The organism is Priestia sp. SB1 (assembly GCF_038898415.1).
The window spans coordinates 20028-45634 of sequence record NZ_JBBJSS010000001.1 but is presented as its reverse complement, the minus strand read 5'-3'; the positions used below and the strand labels follow the sequence as shown (position 1 = coordinate 45634).

27 protein-coding genes and 1 riboswitch are annotated in these 25607 nt (G+C 39.8%); of the genes, 17 read left to right on the top strand and 10 right to left on the bottom strand.

Annotated features, from left to right (window positions below; translation table 11 throughout):
* Positions 1-54: 54 nt before the first annotated feature.
* The 3 genes from WKH56_RS00240 to WKH56_RS00230 all read left to right on the top strand — a co-directional run bounded on the left by WKH56_RS00240 (position 55) and on the right by WKH56_RS00230 (position 2708).
* On the top strand, positions 55-729 hold the full coding sequence (locus WKH56_RS00240; protein WP_028415026.1) for a hypothetical protein: 675 nt from the start codon (positions 55-57) through the stop codon (positions 727-729).
* A 75-nt stretch (positions 730-804) separates the two neighbouring features.
* Positions 805-1905: a M24 family metallopeptidase gene (locus WKH56_RS00235; RefSeq protein WP_033579912.1), complete on the top strand. Its 1101-nt coding sequence runs from the start codon at positions 805-807 to the stop codon at positions 1903-1905.
* 224 nt (positions 1906-2129) lie between these two features.
* Entirely contained in the window at positions 2130-2708 is a 579-nt protein-coding gene (locus WKH56_RS00230; RefSeq protein WP_013084584.1) for a suppressor of fused domain protein, read from the top strand.
* 41 nt (positions 2709-2749) lie between these two features.
* Here the strand turns inward: WKH56_RS00230 and WKH56_RS00225 are convergent, their stop codons facing one another.
* The 3 genes from WKH56_RS00225 to WKH56_RS00215 form a co-directional block, all read right to left on the bottom strand.
* The gene (locus WKH56_RS00225) at positions 2750-3691 is read right to left on the bottom strand and encodes a DMT family transporter (protein ID WP_028415024.1); all 942 of its coding nucleotides are present in this window, start codon (positions 3689-3691) and stop codon (positions 2750-2752) included.
* The gene (locus WKH56_RS00220; RefSeq protein WP_028415023.1) at positions 3688-4368 is read right to left on the bottom strand and encodes a GntR family transcriptional regulator; all 681 of its coding nucleotides are present in this window, start codon (positions 4366-4368) and stop codon (positions 3688-3690) included. The genes WKH56_RS00225 and WKH56_RS00220 overlap by 4 nt, the downstream gene beginning before the upstream one ends.
* 74 nt (positions 4369-4442) lie before the next feature.
* Positions 4443-4961: an acyl-CoA thioesterase gene (locus tag WKH56_RS00215; protein WP_028415022.1), complete on the bottom strand. Its 519-nt coding sequence runs from the start codon at positions 4959-4961 to the stop codon at positions 4443-4445.
* A gap of 150 nt (positions 4962-5111) precedes the next feature.
* On the opposite strand from WKH56_RS00215, the gene cuyA reads away from it, so the two are divergent.
* Entirely contained in the window at positions 5112-6104 is a 993-nt protein-coding gene (cuyA, locus tag WKH56_RS00210) for a D-cysteate sulfo-lyase (RefSeq protein WP_048019951.1), read from the top strand.
* A 35-nt stretch (positions 6105-6139) separates the two neighbouring features.
* Here the strand turns inward: cuyA and WKH56_RS00205 are convergent, their stop codons facing one another.
* Both WKH56_RS00205 and WKH56_RS00200 read right to left on the bottom strand, forming a co-directional pair.
* Entirely contained in the window at positions 6140-7489 is a 1350-nt protein-coding gene (locus WKH56_RS00205) for a sensor histidine kinase (protein WP_033579914.1), read from the bottom strand.
* The gene (locus tag WKH56_RS00200) at positions 7486-8157 is read right to left on the bottom strand and encodes a response regulator transcription factor (RefSeq protein WP_028415019.1); all 672 of its coding nucleotides are present in this window, start codon (positions 8155-8157) and stop codon (positions 7486-7488) included. Before WKH56_RS00200 ends, WKH56_RS00205 begins: the two co-directional genes overlap by 4 nt.
* A gap of 222 nt (positions 8158-8379) precedes the next feature.
* Here WKH56_RS00200 and WKH56_RS00195 point away from each other — a divergent pair, with 222 nt between their 5' ends.
* Complete coding sequence (locus WKH56_RS00195; protein ID WP_033579915.1) at positions 8380-9654, top strand: S1C family serine protease; 1275 nt, start codon at positions 8380-8382, stop codon at positions 9652-9654.
* Positions 9651-10553, top strand: coding sequence for a peptidyl-prolyl cis-trans isomerase (locus WKH56_RS00190; protein WP_063248318.1), 903 nt, complete (start codon positions 9651-9653; stop codon positions 10551-10553). The genes WKH56_RS00195 and WKH56_RS00190 overlap by 4 nt, the downstream gene beginning before the upstream one ends.
* A 288-nt stretch (positions 10554-10841) precedes the next feature.
* Here WKH56_RS00190 and WKH56_RS00185 read toward each other — a convergent pair whose 3' ends face one another.
* Positions 10842-11297, bottom strand: coding sequence for an Lrp/AsnC family transcriptional regulator (locus WKH56_RS00185; RefSeq protein WP_028415016.1), 456 nt, complete (start codon positions 11295-11297; stop codon positions 10842-10844).
* Between the two features lie 120 nt (positions 11298-11417).
* Here WKH56_RS00185 and WKH56_RS00180 point away from each other — a divergent pair, with 120 nt between their 5' ends.
* The 4 genes from WKH56_RS00180 (at position 11418) to WKH56_RS00165 (ending at position 14651) form a co-directional block, all read left to right on the top strand.
* Positions 11418-11876, top strand: coding sequence for a carboxymuconolactone decarboxylase family protein (locus WKH56_RS00180; RefSeq protein WP_028415015.1), 459 nt, complete (start codon positions 11418-11420; stop codon positions 11874-11876).
* A gap of 115 nt (positions 11877-11991) precedes the next feature.
* Positions 11992-12136, top strand: a riboswitch (cyclic di-AMP (ydaO/yuaA leader).
* 124 nt (positions 12137-12260) lie between these two features.
* On the top strand, positions 12261-12920 hold the full coding sequence (locus WKH56_RS00175; RefSeq protein ID WP_028415014.1) for a potassium channel family protein: 660 nt from the start codon (positions 12261-12263) through the stop codon (positions 12918-12920).
* A 3-nt stretch (positions 12921-12923) separates the two neighbouring features.
* Positions 12924-14243: a TrkH family potassium uptake protein gene (locus tag WKH56_RS00170; protein ID WP_063248317.1), complete on the top strand. Its 1320-nt coding sequence runs from the start codon at positions 12924-12926 to the stop codon at positions 14241-14243.
* 327 nt (positions 14244-14570) lie between these two features.
* A complete protein-coding gene (locus tag WKH56_RS00165) occupies positions 14571-14651 on the top strand; it encodes a YjcZ family sporulation protein (protein WP_016765202.1) in 81 nt (26 codons plus the stop codon).
* A gap of 189 nt (positions 14652-14840) precedes the next feature.
* On the opposite strand, the gene WKH56_RS00160 is transcribed toward WKH56_RS00165, so the two are convergent.
* The gene (locus WKH56_RS00160) at positions 14841-14927 is read right to left on the bottom strand and encodes a YjcZ family sporulation protein (RefSeq protein ID WP_016765201.1); all 87 of its coding nucleotides are present in this window, start codon (positions 14925-14927) and stop codon (positions 14841-14843) included.
* Between the two features lie 173 nt (positions 14928-15100).
* Here WKH56_RS00160 and WKH56_RS00155 point away from each other — a divergent pair, with 173 nt between their 5' ends.
* The 5 genes from WKH56_RS00155 (at position 15101) to WKH56_RS00135 (ending at position 21042) form a co-directional block, all read left to right on the top strand.
* Positions 15101-15598, top strand: a complete 498-nt coding sequence (locus tag WKH56_RS00155; protein ID WP_028415012.1) for a tetratricopeptide repeat protein — start codon at positions 15101-15103, stop codon at positions 15596-15598.
* Positions 15599-16007: 409 nt separating this feature from the next.
* Complete coding sequence (gene ggt, locus WKH56_RS00150) at positions 16008-18086, top strand: gamma-glutamyltransferase (protein WP_048019954.1); 2079 nt, start codon at positions 16008-16010, stop codon at positions 18084-18086.
* Positions 18058-18390: a hypothetical protein gene (locus tag WKH56_RS00145; RefSeq protein ID WP_342834710.1), complete on the top strand. Its 333-nt coding sequence runs from the start codon at positions 18058-18060 to the stop codon at positions 18388-18390. The genes ggt and WKH56_RS00145 overlap by 29 nt, the downstream gene beginning before the upstream one ends.
* A gap of 89 nt (positions 18391-18479) precedes the next feature.
* Entirely contained in the window at positions 18480-19379 is a 900-nt protein-coding gene (rocF, locus tag WKH56_RS00140) for an arginase (RefSeq protein WP_034270538.1), read from the top strand.
* 229 nt (positions 19380-19608) lie between these two features.
* Positions 19609-21042 (top strand): amino acid permease, encoded by a 1434-nt coding sequence (locus WKH56_RS00135; protein WP_342834709.1) that lies wholly within the window; start codon positions 19609-19611, stop codon positions 21040-21042.
* Between the two features lie 50 nt (positions 21043-21092).
* On the opposite strand, the gene WKH56_RS00130 is transcribed toward WKH56_RS00135, so the two are convergent.
* Together WKH56_RS00130 and WKH56_RS00125 are read right to left on the bottom strand one after the other, a co-directional pair.
* Positions 21093-22265, bottom strand: coding sequence for a hypothetical protein (locus WKH56_RS00130; RefSeq protein ID WP_342834708.1), 1173 nt, complete (start codon positions 22263-22265; stop codon positions 21093-21095).
* Between the two features lie 167 nt (positions 22266-22432).
* Positions 22433-22666: a YczF family membrane protein gene (locus WKH56_RS00125; protein WP_028415008.1), complete on the bottom strand. Its 234-nt coding sequence runs from the start codon at positions 22664-22666 to the stop codon at positions 22433-22435.
* Between the two features lie 157 nt (positions 22667-22823).
* On the opposite strand from WKH56_RS00125, the gene WKH56_RS00120 reads away from it, so the two are divergent.
* On the top strand, positions 22824-23801 hold the full coding sequence (locus tag WKH56_RS00120; RefSeq protein ID WP_338130784.1) for a spore germination protein: 978 nt from the start codon (positions 22824-22826) through the stop codon (positions 23799-23801).
* Between the two features lie 40 nt (positions 23802-23841).
* Positions 23842-24021: a hypothetical protein gene (locus tag WKH56_RS00115; RefSeq protein WP_342834707.1), complete on the top strand. Its 180-nt coding sequence runs from the start codon at positions 23842-23844 to the stop codon at positions 24019-24021.
* Between the two features lie 28 nt (positions 24022-24049).
* Here WKH56_RS00115 and WKH56_RS00110 read toward each other — a convergent pair whose 3' ends face one another.
* Entirely contained in the window at positions 24050-25459 is a 1410-nt protein-coding gene (locus tag WKH56_RS00110) for a polysaccharide deacetylase family protein (protein WP_310884057.1), read from the bottom strand.
* Between the last annotated feature and the right edge of the window lie 148 nt (positions 25460-25607).

Genomic DNA, 25607 nt, shown 5'->3' with positions numbered 1-25607 from the left:
CTGTTTGTTGAGAATTAAATATAGGTCTAAGTGTAGAAAAAAGGAGTGAAGCGAATGAGTATATATGTGTCATCTTCGAACCTTGTGCTGATTCCAGAAGCGGCGTTAAGTCATTGGAAACCTTATGGCGCGGGGGAATTGACCGGAGCTATTATTTCAGGTAAGGATAGTGCTGAAATAATTAGAGAGCTTAATCAATCGTCTATTCTGCCTTTTACAAGTTTTTTCTATCGAAAGCATTTTGTTATTCTATTTGATAAAGAACAAGTGAAAAATCATTTTGAACAGCTGCTTTTATTATATAAATCTCAGGGCTATATTTTTTATTCTTCTACTTTATACGATGATCATTGGTCCCAGGTCCTTGAAGGAACCAAGCAGCTGCTAACGGTAAATGGACAAGTGGTACCGGTGCTTGAGCTTGAACAAAACGGTGAATTTGACGTTGTGCGTGATGAAGGTGGTCTTCACATTGTGATAGATGATGACGAAGACGAAGAGAAGCAGCTAGAAAAAAAAGTTCATGAGCTCCCGCTTGAAGAAGGTAGCTATTTTATTGGCGATCCGGGATTTGTTGAAAACCGAGACATGCTGGTAAAAGAATATTTTCCTAAAGGTACGTACGAATTTATTTATAGATACGGAGAAAATGGCTGGCTGATGAAAGTAAGTATTCAGCGAAAAGCGATTAAAGAGCAGCTTACTACTCTTCACGCGGCTTTGTCTTAACCTCTATTCATTGTACAATATTGCTAAATAACTATGTTATAATAGTAATATTGCACAATGAAAGGGGTTTTTTTAATGGAAGCACGTTTGCAAAAAGTCGTATCATGGCTGAAGGAAAAGAATGTAGAAACGGCCTTTATTTCGTCAACTGAAAACGTATTTTATTTAACTGGATTTCACACGGATCCGCATGAGCGTCTGCTTGGTTTATTTTTATTTAATGAAGCGGAGCCGATGCTTGTTTGTCCATCAATGGAAGTGGGTCAAGCAAAAGAAGCCGGCTGGAAATTTGATGTGATCGGATATGAAGACCATCAAAATCCTTGGGAACTTATTAAAGAAGCTTTACATAAACGAAACGTAATGGATGTGAAAAAAGTTGCTGTAGAGAAAGAGCAGCTGCTGTATGCGAGAGCTGAAGAACTGCTTAATTTATATCCAAATGCTGAGCTAGTCGGAGCAGAAGAGAAATTAAATCAGCTGCGTTTAATTAAAGATGAGCGTGAAGTTGAGATTCTGCAAAAGGCAGCTGCATTAGCTGATTTTGGCGTGGAAGTAGGCGTAGCTGCCTTAAAAGAAGGCGTTACGGAAATGGATGTTCTGGCTAAAATTGAATACGAGCTAAAGCGAAAAGGAATTCGTGAGATGTCGTTTTCAACGATGGTGTTATTTGGTGAAAAAACGGGAGAAGCGCACGGGAACCCAGGTCTTCGCACGTTAAAGCCAGGAGATATGGTTCTCTTCGATTTAGGTGTAGTGCTAGATGGATACTGTTCAGATATTACGCGTACAGTCGCGTACAAGTCGATTAATGATAAGCAAAAAGAAATCTATGAAACGGTACAGCGCGCCGAGCAGGCAGCTCTTGAAGCTTCCAAGCCTGGCACTCGCATTGGCGACTTGGATATGGTAGCACGCAATATTATTACAGAAGCAGGGTATGGAGAGTATTTCTTGCATCGTCTTGGTCATGGCCTTGGTATCAGCGTGCATGAGTTTCCTTCAATGAGCCGCAACAATGATGATGTGCTTCAAGAAGGCATGGTGTATACGATTGAACCGGGTATCTATATTCCAGGACTCGGAGGCGTGCGTATTGAAGATGATGTAATCATCACAAAAGATGGATACGAAACGTTAACGAAGTACCCAAAAGAATTACAAATTATTTCATAATAATGTCATAAAAAATAGAGGCTGCCATGGTGCAGGCTCTATTTTTTTATGGGAAAAGAAAAAATTGGTTAAGGTTTCTTGTTTGCTTCTTGAGACAATTTCATAGTATGTTACGAAACGATAACATTTCTATCACATTTTCTAAAAACTATATCGTAAGCGAGTGCGGTAGTATATGCTGTACAGTAGGGGACTTTTTAAGGTCGCAAGCAAGGAGGTTTTTTATGAGTAATTTTACAAAAGATGAAGAATTAATTATACATAAAGCAATAGATGTATTTGGTCAAAAGGACCGAATTGAAGATTATTCAGATGAACGAAAAAAGCATGGTATTCACGTTGTGGCATGTGAAAATCATCCGCGTCAAGACGTAACCGCGTATGCAACGCTCGGTGGACATCAATGTCCGACAGGTTATACAGTTGGAGGGATCCCGCTTCGAATTGAAATTGTTGGGGCATGTCATGAGGAGTTCGGTATTTATTCTGCTATTTTAGCAAACTGTATTTTCCATATGATGAAATCTCATGTCTCCATTTTCCCAGGAGCTATTTATAAAGACGTTATTGCAGTCCTTGATGACAGCTTTCATATGCAGCACATTTTGCTGATTCCGCCGTTTTTATGGGATAATTTTTCAACGATTGAACTATCTGATAAAAAAGTAACGTTCCTGCAGGCCGTTCCGATTTCAGAAAATGAACGTGCTTTTGCACTTGAGTACGGAGTAGATTCGTTGCTAAGCCGCTTTGATGCTGAGCAGGTTAATGTCTTCAATTTAGAAAGAAGATCTGTTGTATAAACAAAAAGAGCGCCGACTGAGACGCTCTTTTTTGTTATTGATTAGTAGGTCAATTCTTTTTGAGGTATAGCTTTTTTATGACTCGTTTGGTAGCTGTGAAGCACCATGCCTGCTACGATAACTCCCATTCCAACCCAAGAAAGAATCGATGGCAAAGGACTTGATAGAAGGAAGACCTCTCCTAGCAGGGCAAATAAAACTTCCATCGATTGTGTAGCTTCAACTGCACCTAACTTGTGAGAATCTTTTTTCACAAGGTCAGTTGCCGCAAAAAATAAAATCGTTGCACACACTCCTGAAAGTAAAGCAACTAAACTGCTTTGATACATCTGAGTTGGTTTTGGTAGTCCATCGGTCAAGTAGGCATAGACAGAAAGAATAATCCAAAACGGCAGGCTTGAAAGCGTCATTCCAAGCACGCGCTGAAACGTATTAAGCGACGACAGCTCCATCATCTTACGGTTGCCAAGCGGATACGCAAAAGACGCAATTAAAATGGGAATCGTACAAAGCAAGGCAGTAGCCGCCGACAGTTCAGTCGCATGCTCAAGCTGCATGAGCACAACTCCTATTAAAATAATAAACGAAAAACCTAGCTGCTTGAAAGGAATGGCTCCTCGCTTTTTTCCTTCCTTGTAAAACAAAGGAGCTAGGAGAGACCCCGATAAAATCGTGATTTGCCAAGTTCCTGCAATAAGCCAGCCGGGACCGTAGGCGGAAGCAAAACAAAGAGGAGCGTAAAATAAGCCAAATCCGACCGTGCTCCATAGCAGCCATTTTTGCGGCTGGGCTTTTATTTCTGCCACCACAGGTTTGATGCCACCCCAAAAATAAACAAGCATAAGCAAAAGAGGTACCATAAAAAAATAGCGCAGAGATGCGCTCCACGCCCAGCTGCCTCCAGATAAATCCATCGCTCGATTTAAAACGAATGTAAAAGCAAAAAAGAATGATGCAGCAACGCCTAATAAAAGAGGCTTCACTTTGCTTCCTCCTCACTTGTCAGCGCTTCACCTAGTGTCAGCCAGTTTGTTTCGACAAGCTGTGATGTCAGTGCGGAATCTTTTTGACGGCAAGCATTTATGATTTCTTTGTGCTGATCAACGGAAGCAAGGCTAGCAAGAGAAGAAAAGCGAGCGATTTCCAGACGTTGAATTTTGGCGCTTGTTTGTTTTACAACACGTTCTAGCTCTAAATTATTTGCCCGGTTTAAAAAAACGGAATGAAATGCTTCATCCGCTTCGATCGCTTTCAGTACATTTCTTGTTTTGATTGCATGTTCTAGAGATTGATTATGTTTGATTAGTTCGCCCATATCTTCTTCTTGCAATGAAGTACAAGCCAGCTTAGCAGCAAGTGCATGAAGAGCTGCGACGACAATAAAGGATTGTTTTGCCTCCTCAAGGTTTAATGGAGCCACTTTTGTAGAAGAACCAGGTGTCGTTTGTACAAGGCCTTCATCTTCGAGCCTTTTTAATGCTTCTCGAACAGGAGTGCGGCTAACTCCAAATTGCTCAGCCAGTTCTTTATCCTGAAGCTTTTGTTCCGGCTGAAATTCAAGCATAACGATATTGTGTTTAAGTGTTTGATAGACTTCCTCCCGTAGGGAAAGTCGTTTGAGAGGTTGAATGTTATTTTTCATAAAACCAATATATCGCATATCATATTAAATAACAATGTGAAATCTAAAAAACTTCGTCTAAAAAGCAGACAGCTGCTTTTTAGATGAAGAGCTTAATTACTGCTGCGCAAAGATTTAGATAAGATGCGCGCAATTGCTTTGCTGTGCTCAACCTGCGTTTTTTTGGACTCTTTTCGTTCAAGAGCTACTTTTTGAAGGCTTTTTTCTTCTTCAGTTTGAGCAATAACTTGAGGAACGGGAGCAGGCTTCCCATTTTCTAATGCGACGAAGGTAAGAAAAGAAGTAGCAGCAATACGTTTAATGCCCGTTAACAAATTTTCGGCAATGACTTTAACAAAAATAATCATGGAACTTTTTCCTGTGACAACAACGAATGCCTCATATGAAATAAAATCTTCTTCTGTGACGGGCTCGATAAAGTCAACATGATCAATGGAAGCTGTAACACACGACTTTCTGGAATGTTTAGCTGCTGAAAGAGAAGCCGTCATGTCCATGTCAGCGACAATTTTGCCGCCAAAAAGGGTGTGGTGATTGTTCAGGTCATTTGGAAAAATGTGCTGTGATTTGACTACTCGTGAGACGCTGCAAAGTACTGCTTTTTCACTCATTGAAAACACTCCTTCAAACTGTTTATATGGTTTAATGTATGTTGACTACTTGTTCTTATGTATACAAGTTATAGAAAGCCCTTTCGTAAAAAGCTCTTCAAAAGCTTCTATATGGTAAAATAGAACAAATATGAAAGAGAGGATGAGAGCATGAACTTAACGCAATTTTCTAGAAGAAAATATACGGATTCCCCTACACCTTTAGAAAAGCTATCGGTTTTATCTCAGCAGTTAAACGGACCTTCAATTTATATGAAGCGCGATGATATGCTTGGACTGACAGGGGGCGGAAATAAGACGCGTAAGCTTGAATATCTAGTAGCTGATGCAAAAGCAAAAGGGGCAGACGTGCTTGTAACGTGCGGTGCGATACAATCCAATCACTGTCGTTTGACGCTTGCTGCTGCCGTAAAAGAGCAAATGAAATGCGTGCTCGTATTAGAAGAAGGGGAAAATAAAGCAAGTGATCAGCCGACGGGAAACTATTTTCTTTATCATTTATTAGGCGCTCATGACATGCGGTTTGTCGCTGAAGGTTCGGATTTGACAGCAGAAATGGAAAAAGTAGCGCGCGAGCTAAGTGAAAAAGGTCATAAGCCGTACCTAATCCCCGTAGGAGGTTCAAATGTTATCGGTGCAACAGGCTACGCTGCCTGCGCACAGGAGCTGCTTATGCAAAGCTATGAGCAACAAATAAAGCTTAGCCACGTAGTTTGCACAAGCGGAAGCGGAGGCATGCATGCAGGGCTAGTGGCAGGCTTTCAAGGCCTTCAAAGCGGGGTGTCTGTTATTGGAATGAATGTGAGTCGTGCTAAAGAAGAGCAAGAAATGAAAGTTGCCAAGCTGACGAGTGAACTTTATGATCATTTACATAGCAAAACGCCTTTTAAAAAAGAAGATATTGTTTGTATGGATGAATATGTCGGTCCAGGCTATGCTGTTCCAACAGAAGAGATGGTGGAAGCAGTCAAACTTGTGGCCGGTACGGAAGGAATTTTATTGGATCCTGTGTATACGGGAAAAGCGATGGCCGGCCTGATTGATTTAATTCGAAAAGGTTATTTTAAAAAAGATGAGAATGTGGTGTTCATTCACTCCGGGGGTTCACCAGCTCTTTATGCATATACATCGGTTTTTTCATAAAAAAGCAAGGGAGTCGACTCCCTTGCTTTTTTAGTTTATATAGGAATAGTAAGTGAAAACGTCACTCCGGCGTCTGTGTTTTCAGCCGTAATGGCTGCATCGTGCATCGTAACAATACGCTTTACGATACTTAGGCCAATACCGAATTCACCGTTTGCTCCTTTTTTAAACGGTTCAAACAAGTGTTGAAGCACGCTTTGATCAATCGGCGGACCATCGTTGCTGATGGTACATTGAACGTTCGTTTGGTGTTTAGCAAGTGAAAGTGAAACCTTCGTATCAGCATAGCGCAGCTGATTGTCGAGTACATTTTCAAGGACTTTTGTCCACAGCTCTTTGTCTCCCTTAATCGTTGCATTTACGTCGTCAAATTCCCACTGTATTTCAGGGCGCCTCCACCGCAAGCGATCCACTACTTCATGAAGAAGTGCAGTAAAATCAAAGTCGTCTTGTGCAAGCTGGTGAGTGGACATATAGTCAAGCTTGGTTAAGTAAAGCAAATCGCGGATTTTTTTCTCAAGATTTTTGGATTCATCTTCAATGACTTTTACCGTTTGGGATAAATCACCTTTTGGATAAATGCCGTCTTGAATCGACTGAGCGTAGCTTTGAATAACCATTACCGGTGTTTTTAAATCATGTGAAATATTTTGAAGGAGCGTTTGCTGTGCTTCATCTTTAGATACGAGCCTTTTGCGCATTTGCTCGATGGACGCGCCTAGCTTGCCGATTTCATCGGAACGGTTGACTGTAACAGGTTCATGCCAATTTTGTTCGGCGATTTTTTTTACATCTTTTTCAAGCGATACAAGCGGCTTGCTTAAGTATCTTGATAGCCAAATAGATGGAAGCCAGCTGAATAGAAATACAATTGAAATGACAAGAAGCAGCTGTTTAAAAAGAGTAGAAGTGAGCGCGTTGCGATACGTATCCCACGAAAATGAAAGTAAAAAAGCAGGCTGTCCGTTTACGCTTACTTTTCGAATCACATAAAAAAGCGTCCGGTTGCCGAGATCTTTTTCATAGCGAGCGACGATTTTCCGCTGACTGATTGCATCTTCCTGTGCTTTTCTCAAAAAGTCTTGAGGCAACACCCGTGATGAAAAATAAGAGATATCCGCATGTTCAGGCAATAAAATATGATCCACGGTTCGATTGCCAAGCGTTGGTTCACTGTCTTCATTGCTAAAGTAGTATTCACCTGAGCGGCTTGGCAGGCCGTATTCTTTTAAAATATGCTGTTCATTTTCAATAGTGGTATAAATTTCATTCGTGAAGAACTGCCTAAGCGTCGTTGGGAATAAAATAGCGAGCAAAATTGAAATGAGCAGTAAAATACCCGAGATGACGAGCCAAATTTGAAATGCAAGCGACTTGTTTTTCATGCTTTCATCATCCGGTATCCGTATCCGTAAATCGTTTCAATTCGTGCTTGCGGCATTTTTTTACGCACGCGCCTCACTAAATCATCCACCACTCGGTCTGTGCCGAAATAATCTTCTCCCCAAATGAGATTCAACAGCTGCTCCCTTGAAAAAGCCTGTCCAAGGTCTTTTGAGATAGTGACAAGAAAATCAAATTCTTTAGACGTCAAATCAATCGGCTTTCCATTTTCACTGACTGTACGCGTATGTAAATCGATTTCATAAGGAGTCAGCGTAATGGTATCGGTTTTCTTTTGATTGGAACCATATACGAGGTTTAGCAGTTTGTTTGCTCGAATAACTAGTTCACGAGGTAAAAAAGGCTTTGATAAATAGTCGTCGCTGCCCATTTCAAGTCCAAGAACCCGGTCAATATCGGCATCGCGTGCTGAAATGAAAATAACAGGCACATGTGGCGTTTGCTGCTTGATTTCGCGAATGAGCTGATACCCGTCAATATCAGGCAGCATAATATCTAAAATCCACAGGTGCGGAGGAGTTGCAATCATTTCTTTTGCGTCCGTGCCGTTAAAAAATGAGCGAACGTCCCAGCCTTCTTTTTGAAGGTAAAGGGTTAAAACTTCGTTTAAATTTTGTTCATCCTCTACTAAATATAGTGTAAAGCTCAAATTTGACACCTTCCTCTGAATATATGAAAATTAAGGTAAATAAAGCATATTGCGCCATCTATGCGCGTTTTTTTAAAGGTTTATGTACCCGCTATTATACTACGTGTTTGCTGTTATAAAGAAATTTTTCACAATTTCACATATTGTTTTGATACTTATCCCAAACTTTTATTTTATAGTATAGATAACATAAAATTTGCTACGTTAAAAGGAGTGTTTTTCATGGATCCACGTGATTATGAAAGAGAGCAAGAACGAAAAGAAGAATATGAAAACCGCCAGCAGCGCTACGATCAGTATCAGCCTGCGTCATCATCACAGCCTCCAAGAAGACGCTTATTTCCAGTGATCGCATCTTCCATCGCGGGAGCAGTGCTAGGGGGAGGAATTGTGCTATACGGCGCTCCGCAGCTAGGGTTAATGGATTCAGCGGATACGCAAACAGCGAATCAAACAACGCAGACTCAAACGGCAACAACAACGAGCACAACGCCTCGAACAGTAAGCACAACCGTGAATCAGTCAGATCTTGTTTCAGTTGTAAATAAAGTATCAGCTGCTGTTGTAGGCGTGAACAATATTCAACAGCAAACAAATCCATTTTCTGGAGATACCCAAACGCAAGAAGCAGGAACGGGTTCCGGTGTTATTTTCAAAAAAGAAAATGGAAAAGCCTACGTTGTAACAAATAACCACGTTATTGACGGCGCAAGCGAAGTAGAAGTGTCACTTTCAAACGGACAAAAAGAAAAAGCTAAAATTGTCGGAGCTGACGCGCTAACGGATTTAGCGGTGCTTGAAATGTCCGACAAAAATGTTGAACAAGTGGCGAAGTTCGGAAAATCATCAGATTTAGTGGCGGGTGAAACGGTTCTTGCAATCGGAAATCCTCTTGGTGAACAATTTTCTCGTACGGTCACACAAGGTATCGTGAGCGCAGCAAAACGCTCTGTCCCTATTTCAGAGAATTGGAACGTAGATGCAATTCAAACGGATGCGGCTATTAATCCAGGAAACAGCGGCGGTGCCTTGATCAATTCTTCCGGTGAAGTAGTTGGTATCAACAGTATGAAAATTTCAGAAGACAATGTAGAAGGAATCGGCTTTGCTCTTCCAAGTGATGAAGTGCAGCCAACAATTGAACAGCTGATGAAAAACGGAAAAATAACGCGTCCATATATGGGGGTAGGTCTTCAAGATGTAGGTCAGCTTTCAGCTGCAACAAAACAAGATCAGCTAGGCCTAACAAGCGATACGTCTGAAGGGGTTGTCGTAACGACGGTTGAACCGTTCTCTTCTGCTTCTGATGCTGGTTTACAATCAAAAGACGTGATTGTGGCCATCGATGGAAATGAAGTCAAAACATCCAGTGATTTACGTCAATATCTATACACAAAACGCAAAGTAGGAGACACGGTAAAATTAGACGTGTACCGAAATGGAAAAAAACAAACTATTTCTCTGAAGCTTTCAGAGCAGCAGGATAACAATGGATGAGTTCAGCACCGTTAAAGCTGCTGCTAGCAGTATTAACAGCGTTCGGATTTTTAACAGGCTGCGGAGGGAAGCATTCAAACACGATGTTTCCTTCTGTAGAAATTAGTCAGCTATCTTCTGCTAAAGAAGTGGCAGCGTATGAAGGAGGAAAGGTGACAGGAGCTGAATTCAATCGTTTTTTAGCAGTTGAAGGGTTCTTAAATCCCGATGCTCCGCTAAATGATACAAGCTACCGCAAAGAGTTGTTGCGGCAGCTTGTCATGCAAAAAATCTTAATTTCGCATCTAAAGACAAGTGACAGGGTACAGAAAAAAGTCGAGGATATGTGGAAACAAATCAAACGTTCATATGACGAAGATACAAGAAAACAAGGCTATGAAGTCTTGCACATTCGTTCTAGCGATGTAACTAAACAGCTAATAAATCAGTTTAAATTAGAAGAATATTTCCGTAAACAAATTACGTCTGATGAACTAGACGCTTACTATACACGTATTGAGAATGATGTAACGCGCGTATCTTTTTCGCAGCTAACTTTTACAACTTTACATGATGCCGAGACCGTTGCGGCTGAGCTGCAAAAAGGAACATCGCTTCAAGACGTTCAAAAAAAATATGCTGATGTCCAGACCATCAGCAAAATAGAGAATGATGATAATCTAAAGCTTTCGAATCTATCTCCCTCTTTTATAGATGTTTTAAAAAAACAGTACATCGGAGAGTGTAGTAAGCCCATTAAAATGGGTAAAGTCTATTATATTCTTATTTTAAAACAAAAAGATAAAAAAACGGAATCAGAAGTCAAAGAAGAAATGATGAAAGAACTTGTTTTGAATCATATCAACCGGTATATCCAGGATCAACTGCCAAGGTTTCACGTGACTTTCAACCTTAGGTAGTTCCCTTTTATATAGATTGATTGTTTTCAAAAAACAAGCAGGTAAAAGAGCTTTCTATTAATAGAGAGCTCTTTTACATTTTTAAGTAGACAGAAATGTCGGTACCTGATAGAATGAAGTTGTAAAACTTTCATTATTCGGAAAATTTATACCCTCCAGCTTTGGAGGGTTATTTTTTATGCTTTTGGACGAATAAAAGAGGCTAGGACAGAAGTAGTTTAGTGGAAAGAAGATCCGAACGATGAATCGTTCGGATCTTTTCGTTAGTACGGTGAACGTATGTTTCAATCACTTTTCATCTTTTAAATGACTCAATAATGCAGAAGACATCTCCACGTGAGAAAGGGCGATGTGTGAAATCGTTTTGGCATAAGGTGTAATTTCGTTAATAAATTGCTCGAGTACGTGCAGGTGAGGAAGCTGAAGCTTTGTAATGAAGCAAGCCTGTCCGGCGATGCGTTCACAGAATAAAGCATAGGGATACTGAGAAATAAATCTTTTAAAACGCTCGTGCTCTCCGTTTTTCATGGTTACTTCAATAAAACACGAGACGGGCAACTGCAGCTTTTCATAATCAATATCGATTGTATATCCTTTTATAATACCAAAGCTCTCTAGCTGTCTTACTCGCTCTGCCACTGAAGGAGGAGACAGGTTAATTTGTTTTCCTAGCTCTCTTAAGGAAAGACGGCTGTTTTGCTGCAGTGCCTGCAAAATCGATAAATCAATTTCATCAATTTTCAATTGAAAACCTTCTTTCATATTAATGTTTCATTTGATTAGTAACAGCAGATAATATGTTTTATTTGTTATCTGAAATCTCCATTTTTCTTACTATAATAATTAAAAAGGAGTGAGTGAAAAATGGCAAGAGTTTTGTTAACAAACGAAGAGGGAACAAATTTTGAAAAAGCACTGAATTTAATTCCAGATGTAAAAAGGTTGTATGATGAGCTATACGACAAGCTTTGGAACAGTGATATAGTAAAAAGAGAGACTAAGGAAAAAATCAGGCTTTATCTAGCAGGTGTTAACGGCTGTGAGACGTGTATGAGCATGTCATATGTAGGCGATAAGACGCTTAATCAAAAAGTGTTAAGAGAAAAAGAGCTGGAAGAAAAAGATCGACTGCTGTTTCGATTTATAGATGTATACCGAGTGCGTCCAAGGGATTTGACGGATGCTGATATGGATCAATTAAAGAAATTTTACAGTGATACGCAGCTATTAGAGCTTTTGGCTGTTATTAATTTGTTTGATCAATTTCACAAACTGATTGTCAGTTTAGATTTATATGATTTTTGCAGTTTGCAGCGCAAGTGATGTCTTCCCTAAAAATATCTTGACAGACAAAATCCACAGGAGTAAGATAGCTTTCGTGAAGTGAAACGTATCATGAATCGAATCGATTATTCTAAAAAATAGATCATAGACATTTGAATAAAAATCGCTTAATCCATTACGGAGCGGAGGACCCATTATTTACGCACATATTGTGCTCCGGGGTGAATCCTTAAAAAGGTAGGGTTACTCTTAAAACCCGAACCCGACAGCTAACTTCGCAAGCGTTTTGAGGGGGAAGAGTGTGAAAAAACACAGGAGCCTTCCTGTGTTTTTTTGCGCTTTTTTTAAGAAAAACATGTAATTTTTTAGAAAAAGTATAAGCTAAGAGAACACACAGCAGTTGAAGAAAGGAATAAATACATTATGAAAAAACAGTTTGCTGTATTGGGATTAGGTCGTTTTGGAGGCAGTTTGGTTGAAGAGTTTGCTAATTTGGATGTGGATGTGCTCGCTATTGACCGCAATCAGGAGGTAGTAAAGAAATATAGCAACTCAGCTACATATGTCGTGCAAGCGAACGCAATTGATGAAGCTAGCTTAAAAGGGCTAGGCATTCGTAACGTTGATCATGCTCTTATTTCGTTTGGAGACGATATCGAAGCAAGCGTGCTTGCAACGATGCTTTTAAAAGATATGGGCGTTAAGCAAGTATGGGTAAAAGCGGTGAATATGTATCATCAAAAAGTGCTGGAGAAAATAGGAGCGGACAAAGTCATTCACCCTGAGCGCGATATTGCGAAGCGTATTGCTCATCACGTGGTGTCAGAAAAAATCATTGATTACATTGAACTGTCAAAGGATTATAGTATTGTCGAAATTGTCGCTTCTAAAAAGCTTCATAATAAAACGCTGTTTGATTTAAATATCCGTGCCAAGTACGGCTGCAATATTATCGGCTTTCAGCGGAAAGACGGGGAAATGGTGATTTCGCCTACCGCGCATGAAATAATTGAACAAGGAGATATGCTGATTGTTATCGGACATAATCGCGATTTGAACCGTTTTGAAGAAGAAGGAGTTTAACTCATGAAAAAACAAATCATTAAACTAACTCCTCCGCAGCTTCTTGTTTCCATTTTTGGCGGAGGAATTATTATTGGTGCTCTTCTATTGATGATGCCTTTTTCTACTACTGAGCCAATCCGGTGGGTAGACGCCCTTTTTACATCTACTTCCGCTATGACAGTGACCGGCTTAGCCGTCGTAGATACAGGTACGCGTTTTACCGTCATCGGTCAAACGATTATTATGCTGTTAATTCAAATAGGCGGTCTTGGCATTATGTCATTTGCCGTGCTGATTTTCATGATGCTAGGTAAAAAAATTGGATTTAAAGAGCGTATGCTCGTTCAGCAGGCATTAAATCAGACGAGCGTCGGTGGAGTTGTGCTGCTAGTTAAAAGATTGTTCATCTTTTCATTTTTAATTGAGTTTGTTGCACTGATCTTTTTAGCGATACGCTGGGTTCCGGAATTCGGATGGTCTAAGGGGCTGTTCTTTAGCTTGTTTCATTCGATTTCGGCTTTTAATAACGCAGGGTTCGGACTACTGTCTGATAACTTAGTTCAGTATGTAGGAGATCCTATTATTAACATCACGATTTCTTTTCTCTTTATTATTGGTGGGTTAGGGTTTACCGTCCTTGCTGATATGTGGGTGAAAAAATCGTATAAAAAACTAACGCTGCATTCAAAAATTATGATTATCAGCACGTTCGCCATTAACGTGATTGCCATGCTTTTTATTTTTTTCTTAGAGTACGGCAATTCGCATACGCTCGGAAATTTATCATTAGGAGACAAAGTATGGGCTTCTTATTTTCAAGCGGTAACAACAAGAACCGCTGGCTTTAATACGATTGATTTAGCTCATTTGCATGACGCAACGGTGTTTTTAATGGTTTTATTGATGTTCATTGGTGCAGGGAGTGCGTCAACAGGAGGGGGTATCAAACTCACGACGTTTGTGGTGATTGTCTTTTCTGTATGGGCATTTTTACGAAGCAGGGAAGATATTGTGCTGCTAAAGAGACGACTTCTTCCTCTTCATGTGTTTAAGGCACTAGCCATTACGATGATTTCAATTATGTTTGTGTTTGGGGCCATCTTCCTGTTAAATATTTCGGAAAACCTGCCGTTTGTAAAAATTATGTTTGAAGTTGTTTCTGCGTTTGGAACAGTAGGTTTATCGATGGGAGCGACTCCTGAACTTTCGTACTTTGGACGCGTGATTATTATCTTTATCATGTTTTTAGGAAAAGTGGGGCCATTAACGCTTGCGTTTTCATTATCTAAGCAAAAGCGTGAAGCCGTTCGCTATCCAAACGAAGATATAATGCTAGGATAGAAAAATCGCCTTCGATGAGGCGATTTTTTTATATTATTTATACGTTCAAGACATATAAGAGGTTACGCACAAAACAGTTGCGATGAATAAAAAGAAGGCAAAAACAAGAACAATGGGCAATTTGGAATGTCGGCGCATTAAAGCCCCTCCTTTTTTATAGTAAAAAAATCTCTTACTATATATAACGAAAGAAACAAAAATATGATTCACTTTTTTTGGCGAAATTTGAAGGTTTTTCTCATTGGAAAAATCCGCACCCCTGTCCTAAACATTTTGCCAAGCTGTTGCATACACTAAAAGCAGATAACAGGAAGTGAGGGATGGTACGTGGGAAAACAAAATTTTGCGTTAATCGTTGTGTTATTTGTTTTACTTGTTATTGTAGGTGCGTCTGGCTTTCGCTTTTAAACGTTAACTTTATTTGCGCATAGCCCCCGTCAAAAAGGGCATACTAGGCGGAAGTAAAAACCAAAAATTTCTTCAATATTGCCGAACAATGAGTTCCTCTACTCATTCATCTAATCGGTATGTAGCCATGCGAAAGCATGGTTTTTTTTGAAATAGGAGAGGATGAATGATGTTCATCCTCTCTAGAAATTAGTAGTAGCAAGAACACCCTACGATTACTAATAGGATAAATAAAACAACGATAAATGAAAAACCAAAACCGCCTTTTGCGCCCATATGTGTAACCTCCTTTAATAAAAGTCTCTATATCCTATGTACTAATTGGGTTAAGTGATTGAGAAATTTGCCTATTTTTTAATGGTAACGTTTTTTGTGAAGAATGAAGAACACTTACTTTTTTCATTTGCGCAGAAATCCTTTATGATAAAGAGGAAAAGGAGGGCAAACAGGTGGGAATACATGCACAATACGTCATGAATCAGCTAGAAGAGGGAAAGTGGAAAGAGATCAAGCGCGAAATTCAACAAGAAATGAAGAAAAAACCTCAAGCATCTGATTTGTACTGTTACTTAGCCGTTTGTTTAGCAAAGCAAATCGAAGAATCAATTATCTTTGAAAAAATGGTATTGAACTTAGAAATGGACCGGGCTCTTCATCAGGCATTAACATTAAATCCATCTTCAAGCTTGGCGCACTTCGTTCGAGGAATAAAATATCGGGAAACTCCGCTTATGTTTGGAGGGAATTACGAAAAATCGCTGTTTTATTTGCAGAAGGCGCAAGATCTTGGTTTTGAAGGGATTATGCTGCCGCTCGAACTCGCCAAAACCTATATTCAATTAAAAGAAATGGAAAAAGCGAAAGAACAAATCGCCTATGCTCGGGAAATCAATCCTACGCACGCGGACATTAAAAAAGTCGAAAACATGCTCCAAACAGGACGATGAATCTAAAGTCCTGTTTTATTTTTGATTTTCAGAAAACGTATGCTGATTTTCATAAAGGATTGCTTTTTATATAACAATAAGAATATTTATAAAAAATTTAAGAAGTGCATGTAAGTCGAACGACTTCTTAACTGCTAGATTTTCTACATTATTAGAGCGTTCAGTCTACATAGTTCCAAAAATAGTAAGAAACTATCAGCCTATGGATAAATTGTTAGAAAATATAGATAATTGTAAATGAATAGAGAGAAAAGTTAAACATGCGATTAACTAAAAAAGCAAAGGTATGATTTACTTTGCTTTTTATTTATACGCATATGTAAAAAATATCATAATAAACCAATTTATTCTTCGTGAAATCCATCGTCTCAGGCGATGTGAAATAATGCATTTGAAGGAGGAGACCCAGATGAAGGTTATGAAGATGTTGGCTATTACGTTATTTAGTTTATGTTTAGTTGTCACACCAGCTGCTGCTGAAGTTCCGGGTGTCGACCATTCAATGAAACGGGGTGCTACACAAGGAATTGTAGCGGCATCTCACCCGCTGGCTGCTGAAGCGGGGAGGAAAGTGTTAGCTGAAGGCGGAAACGCTGTAGATGCGGCAGCGGCCATTCAACTATCTCTAAACGTTGTGGAACCGATGATGTCTGGTATCGGCGGCGGCGGTTTTATGATGATTTATGAAAAAAAGAAAGATAAAATTACGATGCTAGACAGCCGTGAAATGGCACCGGCTGATGTCACGCCTAAGCTGTTTTTAGATTCAAAAGGAAAAGTCATTCCTTTCAGTAAGCGTCACATAACAGGAAAAGCAGTTGGAGTTCCGGGCACGTTAAAAGGAGTAGAAACAGCCCTTGAAGATTATGGAACAATGGACTTATCAGATGTTATTAAACCTGCTATTACTCAAGCGGAACAAGGAATTAAAGTGAATTGGTCGATGGCTCAGTATATCGATGAAAATGCGGACAAGCTTGAAAGATACCAAACGGCCGGTAATGTATTTGTACCGAATGGCAAGCCGTTAAAAGAAGGAGATAAGCTTGTTCAGCCTGATCTTGCGAAAACATTAAAGCTTATTCAAAAAGAAGGGTCAGACGCTCTTTATAAAGGAGAAATTGGAAAAGCACTTGTTAAAGAAGTTCAAAAACGCGGTGGAAGCATGACCATGGATGATTTAAAAAATTATGTTGTAAAAGAACGCGAGCCGGTCAAAACAACTTACCGAGGCTACGATGTGGTTAGTGCGGCTCCTCCTAGCTCCGGCGGATTAACCGTGCAGCAAATTTTAAAGCTAATGGAAGGTTATGATGTAGAAAAAATGGGTTCCAATACGCCACAGTATTTGCAGCATTTAACGGAAGCGATGCACTTAGCTTTTGCAGACCGCGCGGCGTATATGGCAGATGAAGACTTTTACGAAGTGCCGAAAAAAGGCCTGTTAGATGAAGATTATATTAAAGAACGTCGTAAATTAATTAATCCAAATAAAGCAACGCCTAATGTTAAAGAAGGAGACCCTTGGAAATATGAAGGAAAAGAAAATCCAAATAAAGCAACGGTAACGGAAGAAAATCCAATCGGCCAAACGACTCATTTCTCTGTTGTAGACAAATGGGGAAACATGGTTTCTTACACGACTACCATTGAACAAGTTTTTGGTTCAGGAATTATGGTTCCTGACTACGGATTTATGCTCAACAATGAAATGACGGATTTTGATGCCACTCCGGGAGGCGTGAACCAGGTTGAGCCTAAAAAACGTCCTCGAAGCAGCATGTCTCCAACGATGCTGTTAAAAGACGGAAAGCCGTTCATGGCAATTGGTTCACCGGGAGGCCCAACCATTATTGCGTCTGTAGCAGAAACGATTATGAATGTTATTGACCATAAGATGCCAATTCAAAAAGCGATTTTAACGCCTCGTATTTATTCAAGCGGCTATCCAACCGTAAGATGGGAACCTGGCTTTAGCCAAGATACACTCCTTGAAATGATGGCTAAAGGACATGCGTTTGAAGAAAAGCCAGAGCATATTGGAAATGTCCAAGCGGTTATCTATGACTATGAAACGGGGAAAATGTACGGAGGTGCTGATAATACGCGCCAAGGCACGGTATTAGGAGTAGACGCAATTAAATATGTATCCAAACAGCCAAAACCAATTAAAGAAGAGAAAAAAGGAGAGTTTACGGTCGAAGTCAACCGTGCCGTGTATCCATTTACTGATAAGCAAGTAAAACTGATTGATGGAAAGCCTTACGTTCAGTCCGACCGCTTGCTGCTAGGATTAGGCGTCATTGATTCGAGTGATTTAAAGCTGTATAAGCCAAATCACCACTCCTATTTATCGGTTATCAAAGTAGCCAAATCACTTGGCTACAAAGTGAAATGGGATGAAGAAAAGAAAGTAGTCTCATTAGAAAAAGATCCTGGTGAAAACGATACCGGCGATGATGAAGACGGAGACGTTATTACAAATTAAATGGGATAAAAGTAGCTTAGTTGAAGGGAGATTCCGAACGCGTTTGATTCTTGATAGAGAATCTAAAGCGTTCGGATTTTTTTATTGCGATGGTAAACGCAGGTTTCATTTATATATTGGCTCACTCCTTTTTAAGAAAGCAAATAAAATTGGCGATTTTAAACCAAACGACAAAAAAATTTGCGTAGTTTGCCAAAAAGTTGTAGAAATCGACAGTTTTTTTGGCATGTGTAAGAAAAACTGTGATAAAAAGACTGATAGAATGCTACAAATAAAGTTGGCATCATTTTTGCATAAGAAATAGATGAGGGGCTGTATCAATGAAAAAATACATAGTTAAATAAACGCCTATGTTTACTTCACACAGACTAACATGCAACGGAGGTATAGAAAATGAAAAAAGAAATTTCAATTATCGGTGTACCAATGGATTACGGGCAAACAAGAAGGGGCGTAGACATGGGGCCGAGCGCAATCCGCTATGCGGGCATGAATACACGCTTAGAAGCTCTTGGCTATACCGTACATGATGAAGGCGATATTAAAGTAGAGATTAAAGAACGGGCAGACGTGGATAAAAATACGAATTTGAAAAACTTAGCGGCTGTAGCCAGCGGAAATGAACAGCTTGCTGCAAGAGTTGAAGAAGTGAAAGAGCAAGACCGCTTTCCGTTAATATTAGGCGGAGATCACAGTATTGCAATTGGAACGCTTGCAGGAGTCGCGAAAGGTTCAGAAAATTTAGGCGTTATTTGGTATGATGCTCATGGTGATTTAAACACCGCTGAAACATCTCCATCGGGCAACATTCACGGCATGCCGTTAGCGGTGAGCCTGGGTATAGGACATCCTGTACTTTTAAATATTGGAGGGTATACACCAAAAATTAAACCTGAAAATCTAGTTATTATCGGTGCACGCTCGTTGGATGATGGTGAAAAAGAGTTAATTAAAGAAAAAGGAATTAAAGTGTATACCATGCATGAAATTGATCGTTTAGGTATGACGCAAGTGATGAAAGAAACGATTGATTATTTAAGCGGTACAGACGGTGTGCACCTGTCGCTGGACTTAGACGGCTTAGATCCAGATGATGCACCAGGCGTAGGTACACCTGTAAAAGGCGGCATCAGCTACCGAGAAAGTCATTTAGCAATGGAAATGTTAGCGGAAGCAGACATGGTCACATCCGCTGAATTTGTAGAAGTGAACCCTATTTTAGATCAGCATAACAAAACTGCAGAAGTAGCGGTTGCGTTAATGAGTTCATTGTTTGGTGATAAGCTTTTATAAGAAAAAGCTACTTACAGGTATCGTGTGGAGAAAATCTGTTATGACCAAGAAACGGTCATACAGGACTAAGCGGCTGCCATCCTCGCTACGGGGGTGGCGCCATTTGAAAATCATCCGGCATCAATTGACTTCAGTCAGGAAGAGCTGCGTAATAAGCGGCTATAAAAACAAAATAAACCTAAAAAAATGAAAGCGATTTCATTTTTATGCAGCAAAGGGAGGAAATGGGATGAATATTCCACAGGGACAGCCAGGAGAATTAAAAAGAACGATGAAAACAAGGCATCTTTTTATGATATCACTAGGGGGATGTATTGGTACCGGTTTTTTTCTTGGTTCAGGTTATACCATCAATGAAGCAGGTCCGATGGGAGCAATGATTTCCTACTTAGTAGGAGGGATCATTATGTATCTAACGATGCTGTGTCTTGGAGAATTATCCGTTGCTATGCCAGTTGCAGGATTGTTTCAAACGTACTCCACTAAATTTATCGGCCCTGCAACCGGTTTTGCGATTGGATGGCTGTACTGGCTAGGATGGGCAGTAACGGTGGCACTTGAGTTTTTAGCTGCCGGACAATTAATGCAAAGATGGTTCCCAGACTCGCCCGTTTGGTTATGGTGCGCCATTTTTGGAGCGTTAATTTTTTCACTAAATGCACTTTCAGCCAAAGCATTTGGTGAAACAGAATTTTGGTTTTCAAGCGTTAAAATTTTCGCCATCATTATGTTCATTGTGGTAGGTGGAGCGGCAATGTTTGGACTTATTGATATGAAAAGCGGACAGGAAGCACCGCTTCTATCAAACTTCTTTGCCGAAGGGCTGTTTCCAAACGGTGTAACGGCTTTACTGATTACAATGATTACGGTGAACTTTTCATTTCAAGGAACAGAATTGATTGGAATTGCGGCGGGAGAAAGTGAAAATCCGGAAAAAACAATTCCAAAAGCGATCAAACAAACGGTTTGGCGTACGCTTTTCTTTTTCGTCTTATCCGTGTTTGTCTTAGCAAGCATGATTCCTCGTGAAAAAGCAGGCGTTGTAGAAAGCCCGTTTGTTGTTGTGTTAGATAGTGTAGGTGTACCTTACGCGGCGGATATTATGAACTTTATCATTTTAACAGCTCTTCTTTCAGTCGCAAACTCTGGGTTTTACGCGGCTACACGTATGCTTTATTCTCTTTCAAGAGAAGGAATGGCAAGTCCTGCGCTTGGAAAAGTCAACAAAAGAGGTGTACCGTTTAATGCACTATTAATTACGCTTGTGATTTCATGTTTTTCGCTGCTTTCAAGCGTAGTGGCAGCTAAAACCGTTTTCGTATGGCTGATTTCACTCGCTGGACTTGGCGCTCAAATTGGCTGGATTGCGATTACAGCTTCACTGCTTGCGTTCCGTCGTGCTTACGTGGCTAAAGGTGGAAAAGTAGAAGATCTGAAATTTAGAACACCTCTTTATCCGGTTCTGCCTATCGTAGCGCTTATTACGAACTGTATTGTTATGATCAGTCTTGCGTTTGATCCTGAGCAGCGAATGGCGTTATACTGCGGAGGTATCTTCTTTATAGGCTGTTATGTTTATTATTATTTGAAAATTCGAAAACAAAATCAGTCAAAACAGGAGCAAGAAGTTCAGCTTGCGGAAAATAAACGAATGATTATTTAACATAAAAACCCGGAAAATCATGATTTTCCGGGTTTTTTATGTACTTGTCTTTAGCTATCTAGTGTTGTCTCTTCATTTTTACGGCGGCGAAGTCTCCATAGCGTAATAAGGGCAAGCAGTGTAAGAACGATACCGCTGCCGAGCAGGATATGACTCACTGTTTTATCCTGCTTTTTTTGGCCTTGTTCAAAATATTTCTTGTACATCGCCACCGCAGCTTTATTTTGCTTGTGTTTTTTCGGAACGCTCATTTCTTTTCCTAGTTTCCAGCCGTCTTTATAAGCTTTTTGCTGTAAAGATTTCACATCTTTATTCGAATAAAAACCTGCTTTGTACCATTTTTCTAGTTGAGGCTTGTCTTGAAGACTTTTAGGCGCTCTATAGGTCTGATAAGTGAAAGCTGAGTCGTATCCATCTGCTTTTACGTCTTTTTGTTTTTGTTTCTGTCCTTTTTCATATCCTTGTTCAAAGGCTGTTTGCAATTCGCCCTCTGCTTCTGCAGGTACTTCGAGTGGAAGGTCGTGATAGCCTTGTACGTAGCCTTGCTTTTTAAACTGCTTTTTTTGCTGATTCAGTACTTCGGCTTGAGCGGTTTCAAAGCCTTCTGTAAAAGCCTGACGTGTGACATCCTCATCATCATACATGCTGGGAACACTCATCGAATCATTTTCAAGACCTTGTTCAAAGCCTTCTTTTTTTGCTTTAACAGATAGGTCCATTAAAGAAATAGCTTTTTTGTAGCCTTGAACATAACCTTTATTCCAGTCGGATGACTTAGAAGGGAAGGGGTCGATTTCTGATTGAATAGTAGCATGTTTGTAATCAAGGACGCCTTGCTGATAGCCTTCCTCTTCGCCGGCAGCCATTTCATTTTCTTGTTCAGTCTTGAGCTCTTCCTCTTTTTGCTGCTGTCCTTTTTTATATCCTACCGTATACCCCATCATAAACCACGTGAATTCTTCAGAAGATTTGTCCAGTCCTGTTGTTTGATCGAACTGCTCGAATTTTTTCTGTGCGTATCCATCTTCTTCTCCGAGCGAATAGCCTTCTTGATAGAGAGAGTCAAAAATAGCTTTTACATCTTCAGTTGTATCCACGTCCGTTGACTGGTCCACAACATCGGAAGAGGAATCCGGGGAATCAGGAGTAGCATAAGAAGAGATGGGGTCACTTGCAAGAATAAGTAAGCAAGCTGTACTAATAACGGCTAATTTTTTTTTCATCATTTCTTCACCTTTTAGTTCAAAGTTAATATTTATTTTGTAGTTTAAGCGTACAGCTTTCCATGAAGAAAGGCGTGTAAAAGTTTCTCCAATTATGAAAATTATAACATTTAAATGGAAAGGAGAATAGGTGGTAAAAAGGAGAAATATGTGTTTTTTACGGAGTTTTATTTTTGCTGCTGTTTTGCTTTTTTTACTTTAAATGAGCGGTAAAATACTTCAACTACAAAACAGAACAAAAGGAAAAAAAGGACAAATAATTCAGCAAACTCCATAACACGAAACGGACTGTAGGCATTTTGCAAGGCCATGGAAAAACTAAATCCTTGCATCATATCCACGCCGATAGAAAATCCCATTAAGCATCCTAACAGCAAAGCTGATATCCAAACGATTTTCATATGTCTCACTCTCCGTTTTTATTTTTTTCTCAAAAACATTCTACTGATAGTTTTTGTTATTTTTTTGGTCTTACGCTTTGATTGCTCTATTAAAAATTGCATACAAAGCATTTATTTGGAAAAAGCTAAAAAAAAGAAAAGAAAGGTGTTTTTAATCGTGCCTTCTTTATTTAAAAATAAAAAAAGCAAAGACAATAAAAAGGAAACAGAAGGTTTGCTACCAGAGGAACAAGAACTGCTGATGCAGTCGCTTGAAGGTAATATAGCTAACATAAAAAAGCGAACGGGGAACAGCTCGGATATGGTGATCCGCTATATAAAAATTGGGGAAAGGGCAGCCATTCAAGCGGCTGTTATCTATATAGACGGAATTGTAGACAATCAGTCTATCCAAGAGCTTTTAGTAGACACCATGATGAAAGATGACGTGTTTTCTGAACCAATAACACCTCAAAACGCCTTTACGTTATTAAAAGAAGATGTAGTAGGAATTGGAGACGTTGCGATTTTACATACGTGGAGTGAAGTATTTCCCGCCTTGATGTCAGGAGACACGCTTATCTTGATAGATGGAAACAACCATGCGATGAGTGCAGGTACGAAGGGCGGGGAGTGGCGTTCAATTCAAGAACCGACTACACAGCTTGTCGTTCGGGGTTCTAAGGAAGGGTTCACGGAATCGATTGCTAAAAACATGCCCATGGTCAGGCGAATTATCAAATCGCCTGACTTATGGGTAGAAACGATGAAGATTGGGAAAGTAACGCAGACAGACGTTTCAATGATGTACATTAATGGGATTGCCAATGACAAAATCGTAAAAGAAGTAAAGCAGCGTCTTAACCAAATTAATATCGATAGCATTTTAGAATCAGGCTATGTAGAGCAGCTTATTGAAGACCAAACGTACACTACTTTTCCTACAATGTATCACACGGAGCGTCCCGATATCGTTGCAGGAAATCTCTTAGAAGGGCGTATTGCGATTTTTGTAGACGGAACGCCATTCGTGCTGATTGCACCTGCTGTCTTCATTCAGTTTTTTCAGTCTCCTGAAGATTATTATTCGCGCTTTGATATTGCCACGTCGATTCGTTTTTTACGCGGTAATTGTGGGGCTTTCCACGCTGTTTAAGGTAAAACGACCTTCTGCGCTGACATATCCTGTTGGCACGGTGATTTTATTTTTTTCTCTGACGATTGCAAGTAATTTTCAAGAGCATTTAAAAGAAGGCTTAACGATTATGCCGGTGCTACTTTTTATCCCTTTTCACGTAGTGATTCCGCTTACGCTGCTCTGTATAGCCTTTATTAAACATCGCATAAAAAAAACAAAAGCGCTGCAGCCATCCTAATGGCTGCAGCGCATTCGTCTGCGATCCTCTACTGCAAGTGCAGCTGTTCCCGCTCTTTTTTTACTTGTTCTAGCTGTGAAATCGTAACAAGCTGATATCCTTGTGCGTGAAGCTGCTTCATAATTTCAACTGCTGCTTCGGCACTTGTTTGGTAAATATCATGCATTAAAATAACTTTTCCGTCTCCGACTTGGCTCATAACTGCTTGAACGGAGTGAGGAACGTTTCGATATTTCCAGTCTTCAGGATCGATATCCCATAGAGTCACGCCAACATTTCCGACATAACGTCTTACATTTGCGTTCACAGCTCCATAAGGAGGACGTACATGCATTGGTTCATAGCCGCTCACTTGTTTAATAAGCGCTTGGGTATCGCCTATTTGGTGTTTGACCTGCGCTTCATTTAAACGTGTGAGCTGAGGGTGGTCCCAAGAGTGATTTCCGACTTCGTTGCCTTCCTTCACCATACGTTGGATTGTTTCAGGATAATATTGAACGCGGCTTCCTAACACAAAAAAGGTAGCGTGTCCGTTCACTTCTTTTAATCCATCTAAAATCACATTGGTAGATGCAGGGTTAGGTCCATCATCAAAGGTCATCGCAACGACTTTTTTAGTTGGATCAATAGGCGCTCCTTGCTGCGGTATTTCGTTAACGATATGTTTTGGAGGCGTTTCTTTGACTTTATTTTTATTTGCGGCTTCGTCTTTGTAAGCATCACTCAGCATGTCTTTAAATAAATCTTTTTGGATAGCGATTGTTTTGGTTTTCGTTTGTTCAGCACCTAGCTGATAAGGCTTAAAGTAGATCACAATACTGTTTTCAAGCAGCGCAAACTGACTGAAATTTTGATTGGCTGCCTGAGTTCCTTTTTGAAGGCCCGGGTCAAAATCAGCTTTTTTCATTTGTTTTTTTAATTCAGCATATGAAATAGCCGAAAGGCGATCTAAATAGTTTGCATTCTCGTTAAATAAATCTTTTAACGTCATTTGTTTTTGAGCAGGCAGGTCAAATGTAAAGGTTTTGAGAGAAGACGTTCCTTTCTCTCCATTTATAGATTCATATTCATCAAAGACAATGCTTAGCGTTTGCTTGCTGTAATGGACGATTTTATATGTAATCGTTAATTCAGATTTTTTCTTTTTTGACTGCTTCTTCAGCTTTTTTTCATAGTGTGCCACTTGATCTGTTACGTAAGCTTGAATGGATTGATCAATTTCTTTTTTACCAAAGGAAGGGTAGCTAATGGCATAGCCTCCGTCGGTAAGGTCCTTAACTAGCGTTTGAATTTCAATGTCTGGATAGGTTTGATCTGTTTGAATACTTGCCGTTTTTTTCTCTGTACTGTTTGCTTTGACGATATACCCTGCTGTACCAAGAAACAAAATACAGCATCCAAGCAGTGTCAAAATACGTTTGTAGCCCATGGTTTTCATGTAGTAATATTCCCCTTTTTGTATATATCTACCTAATAGACGCATGAGACCATCATTTAGTTTTACTTTTTTTAAAAAAAACCAAACTATTTTTCTACTCATTCCGTCTACCTTATAGATGTACTTCAGCAAGAGAAAATAGAAGGGG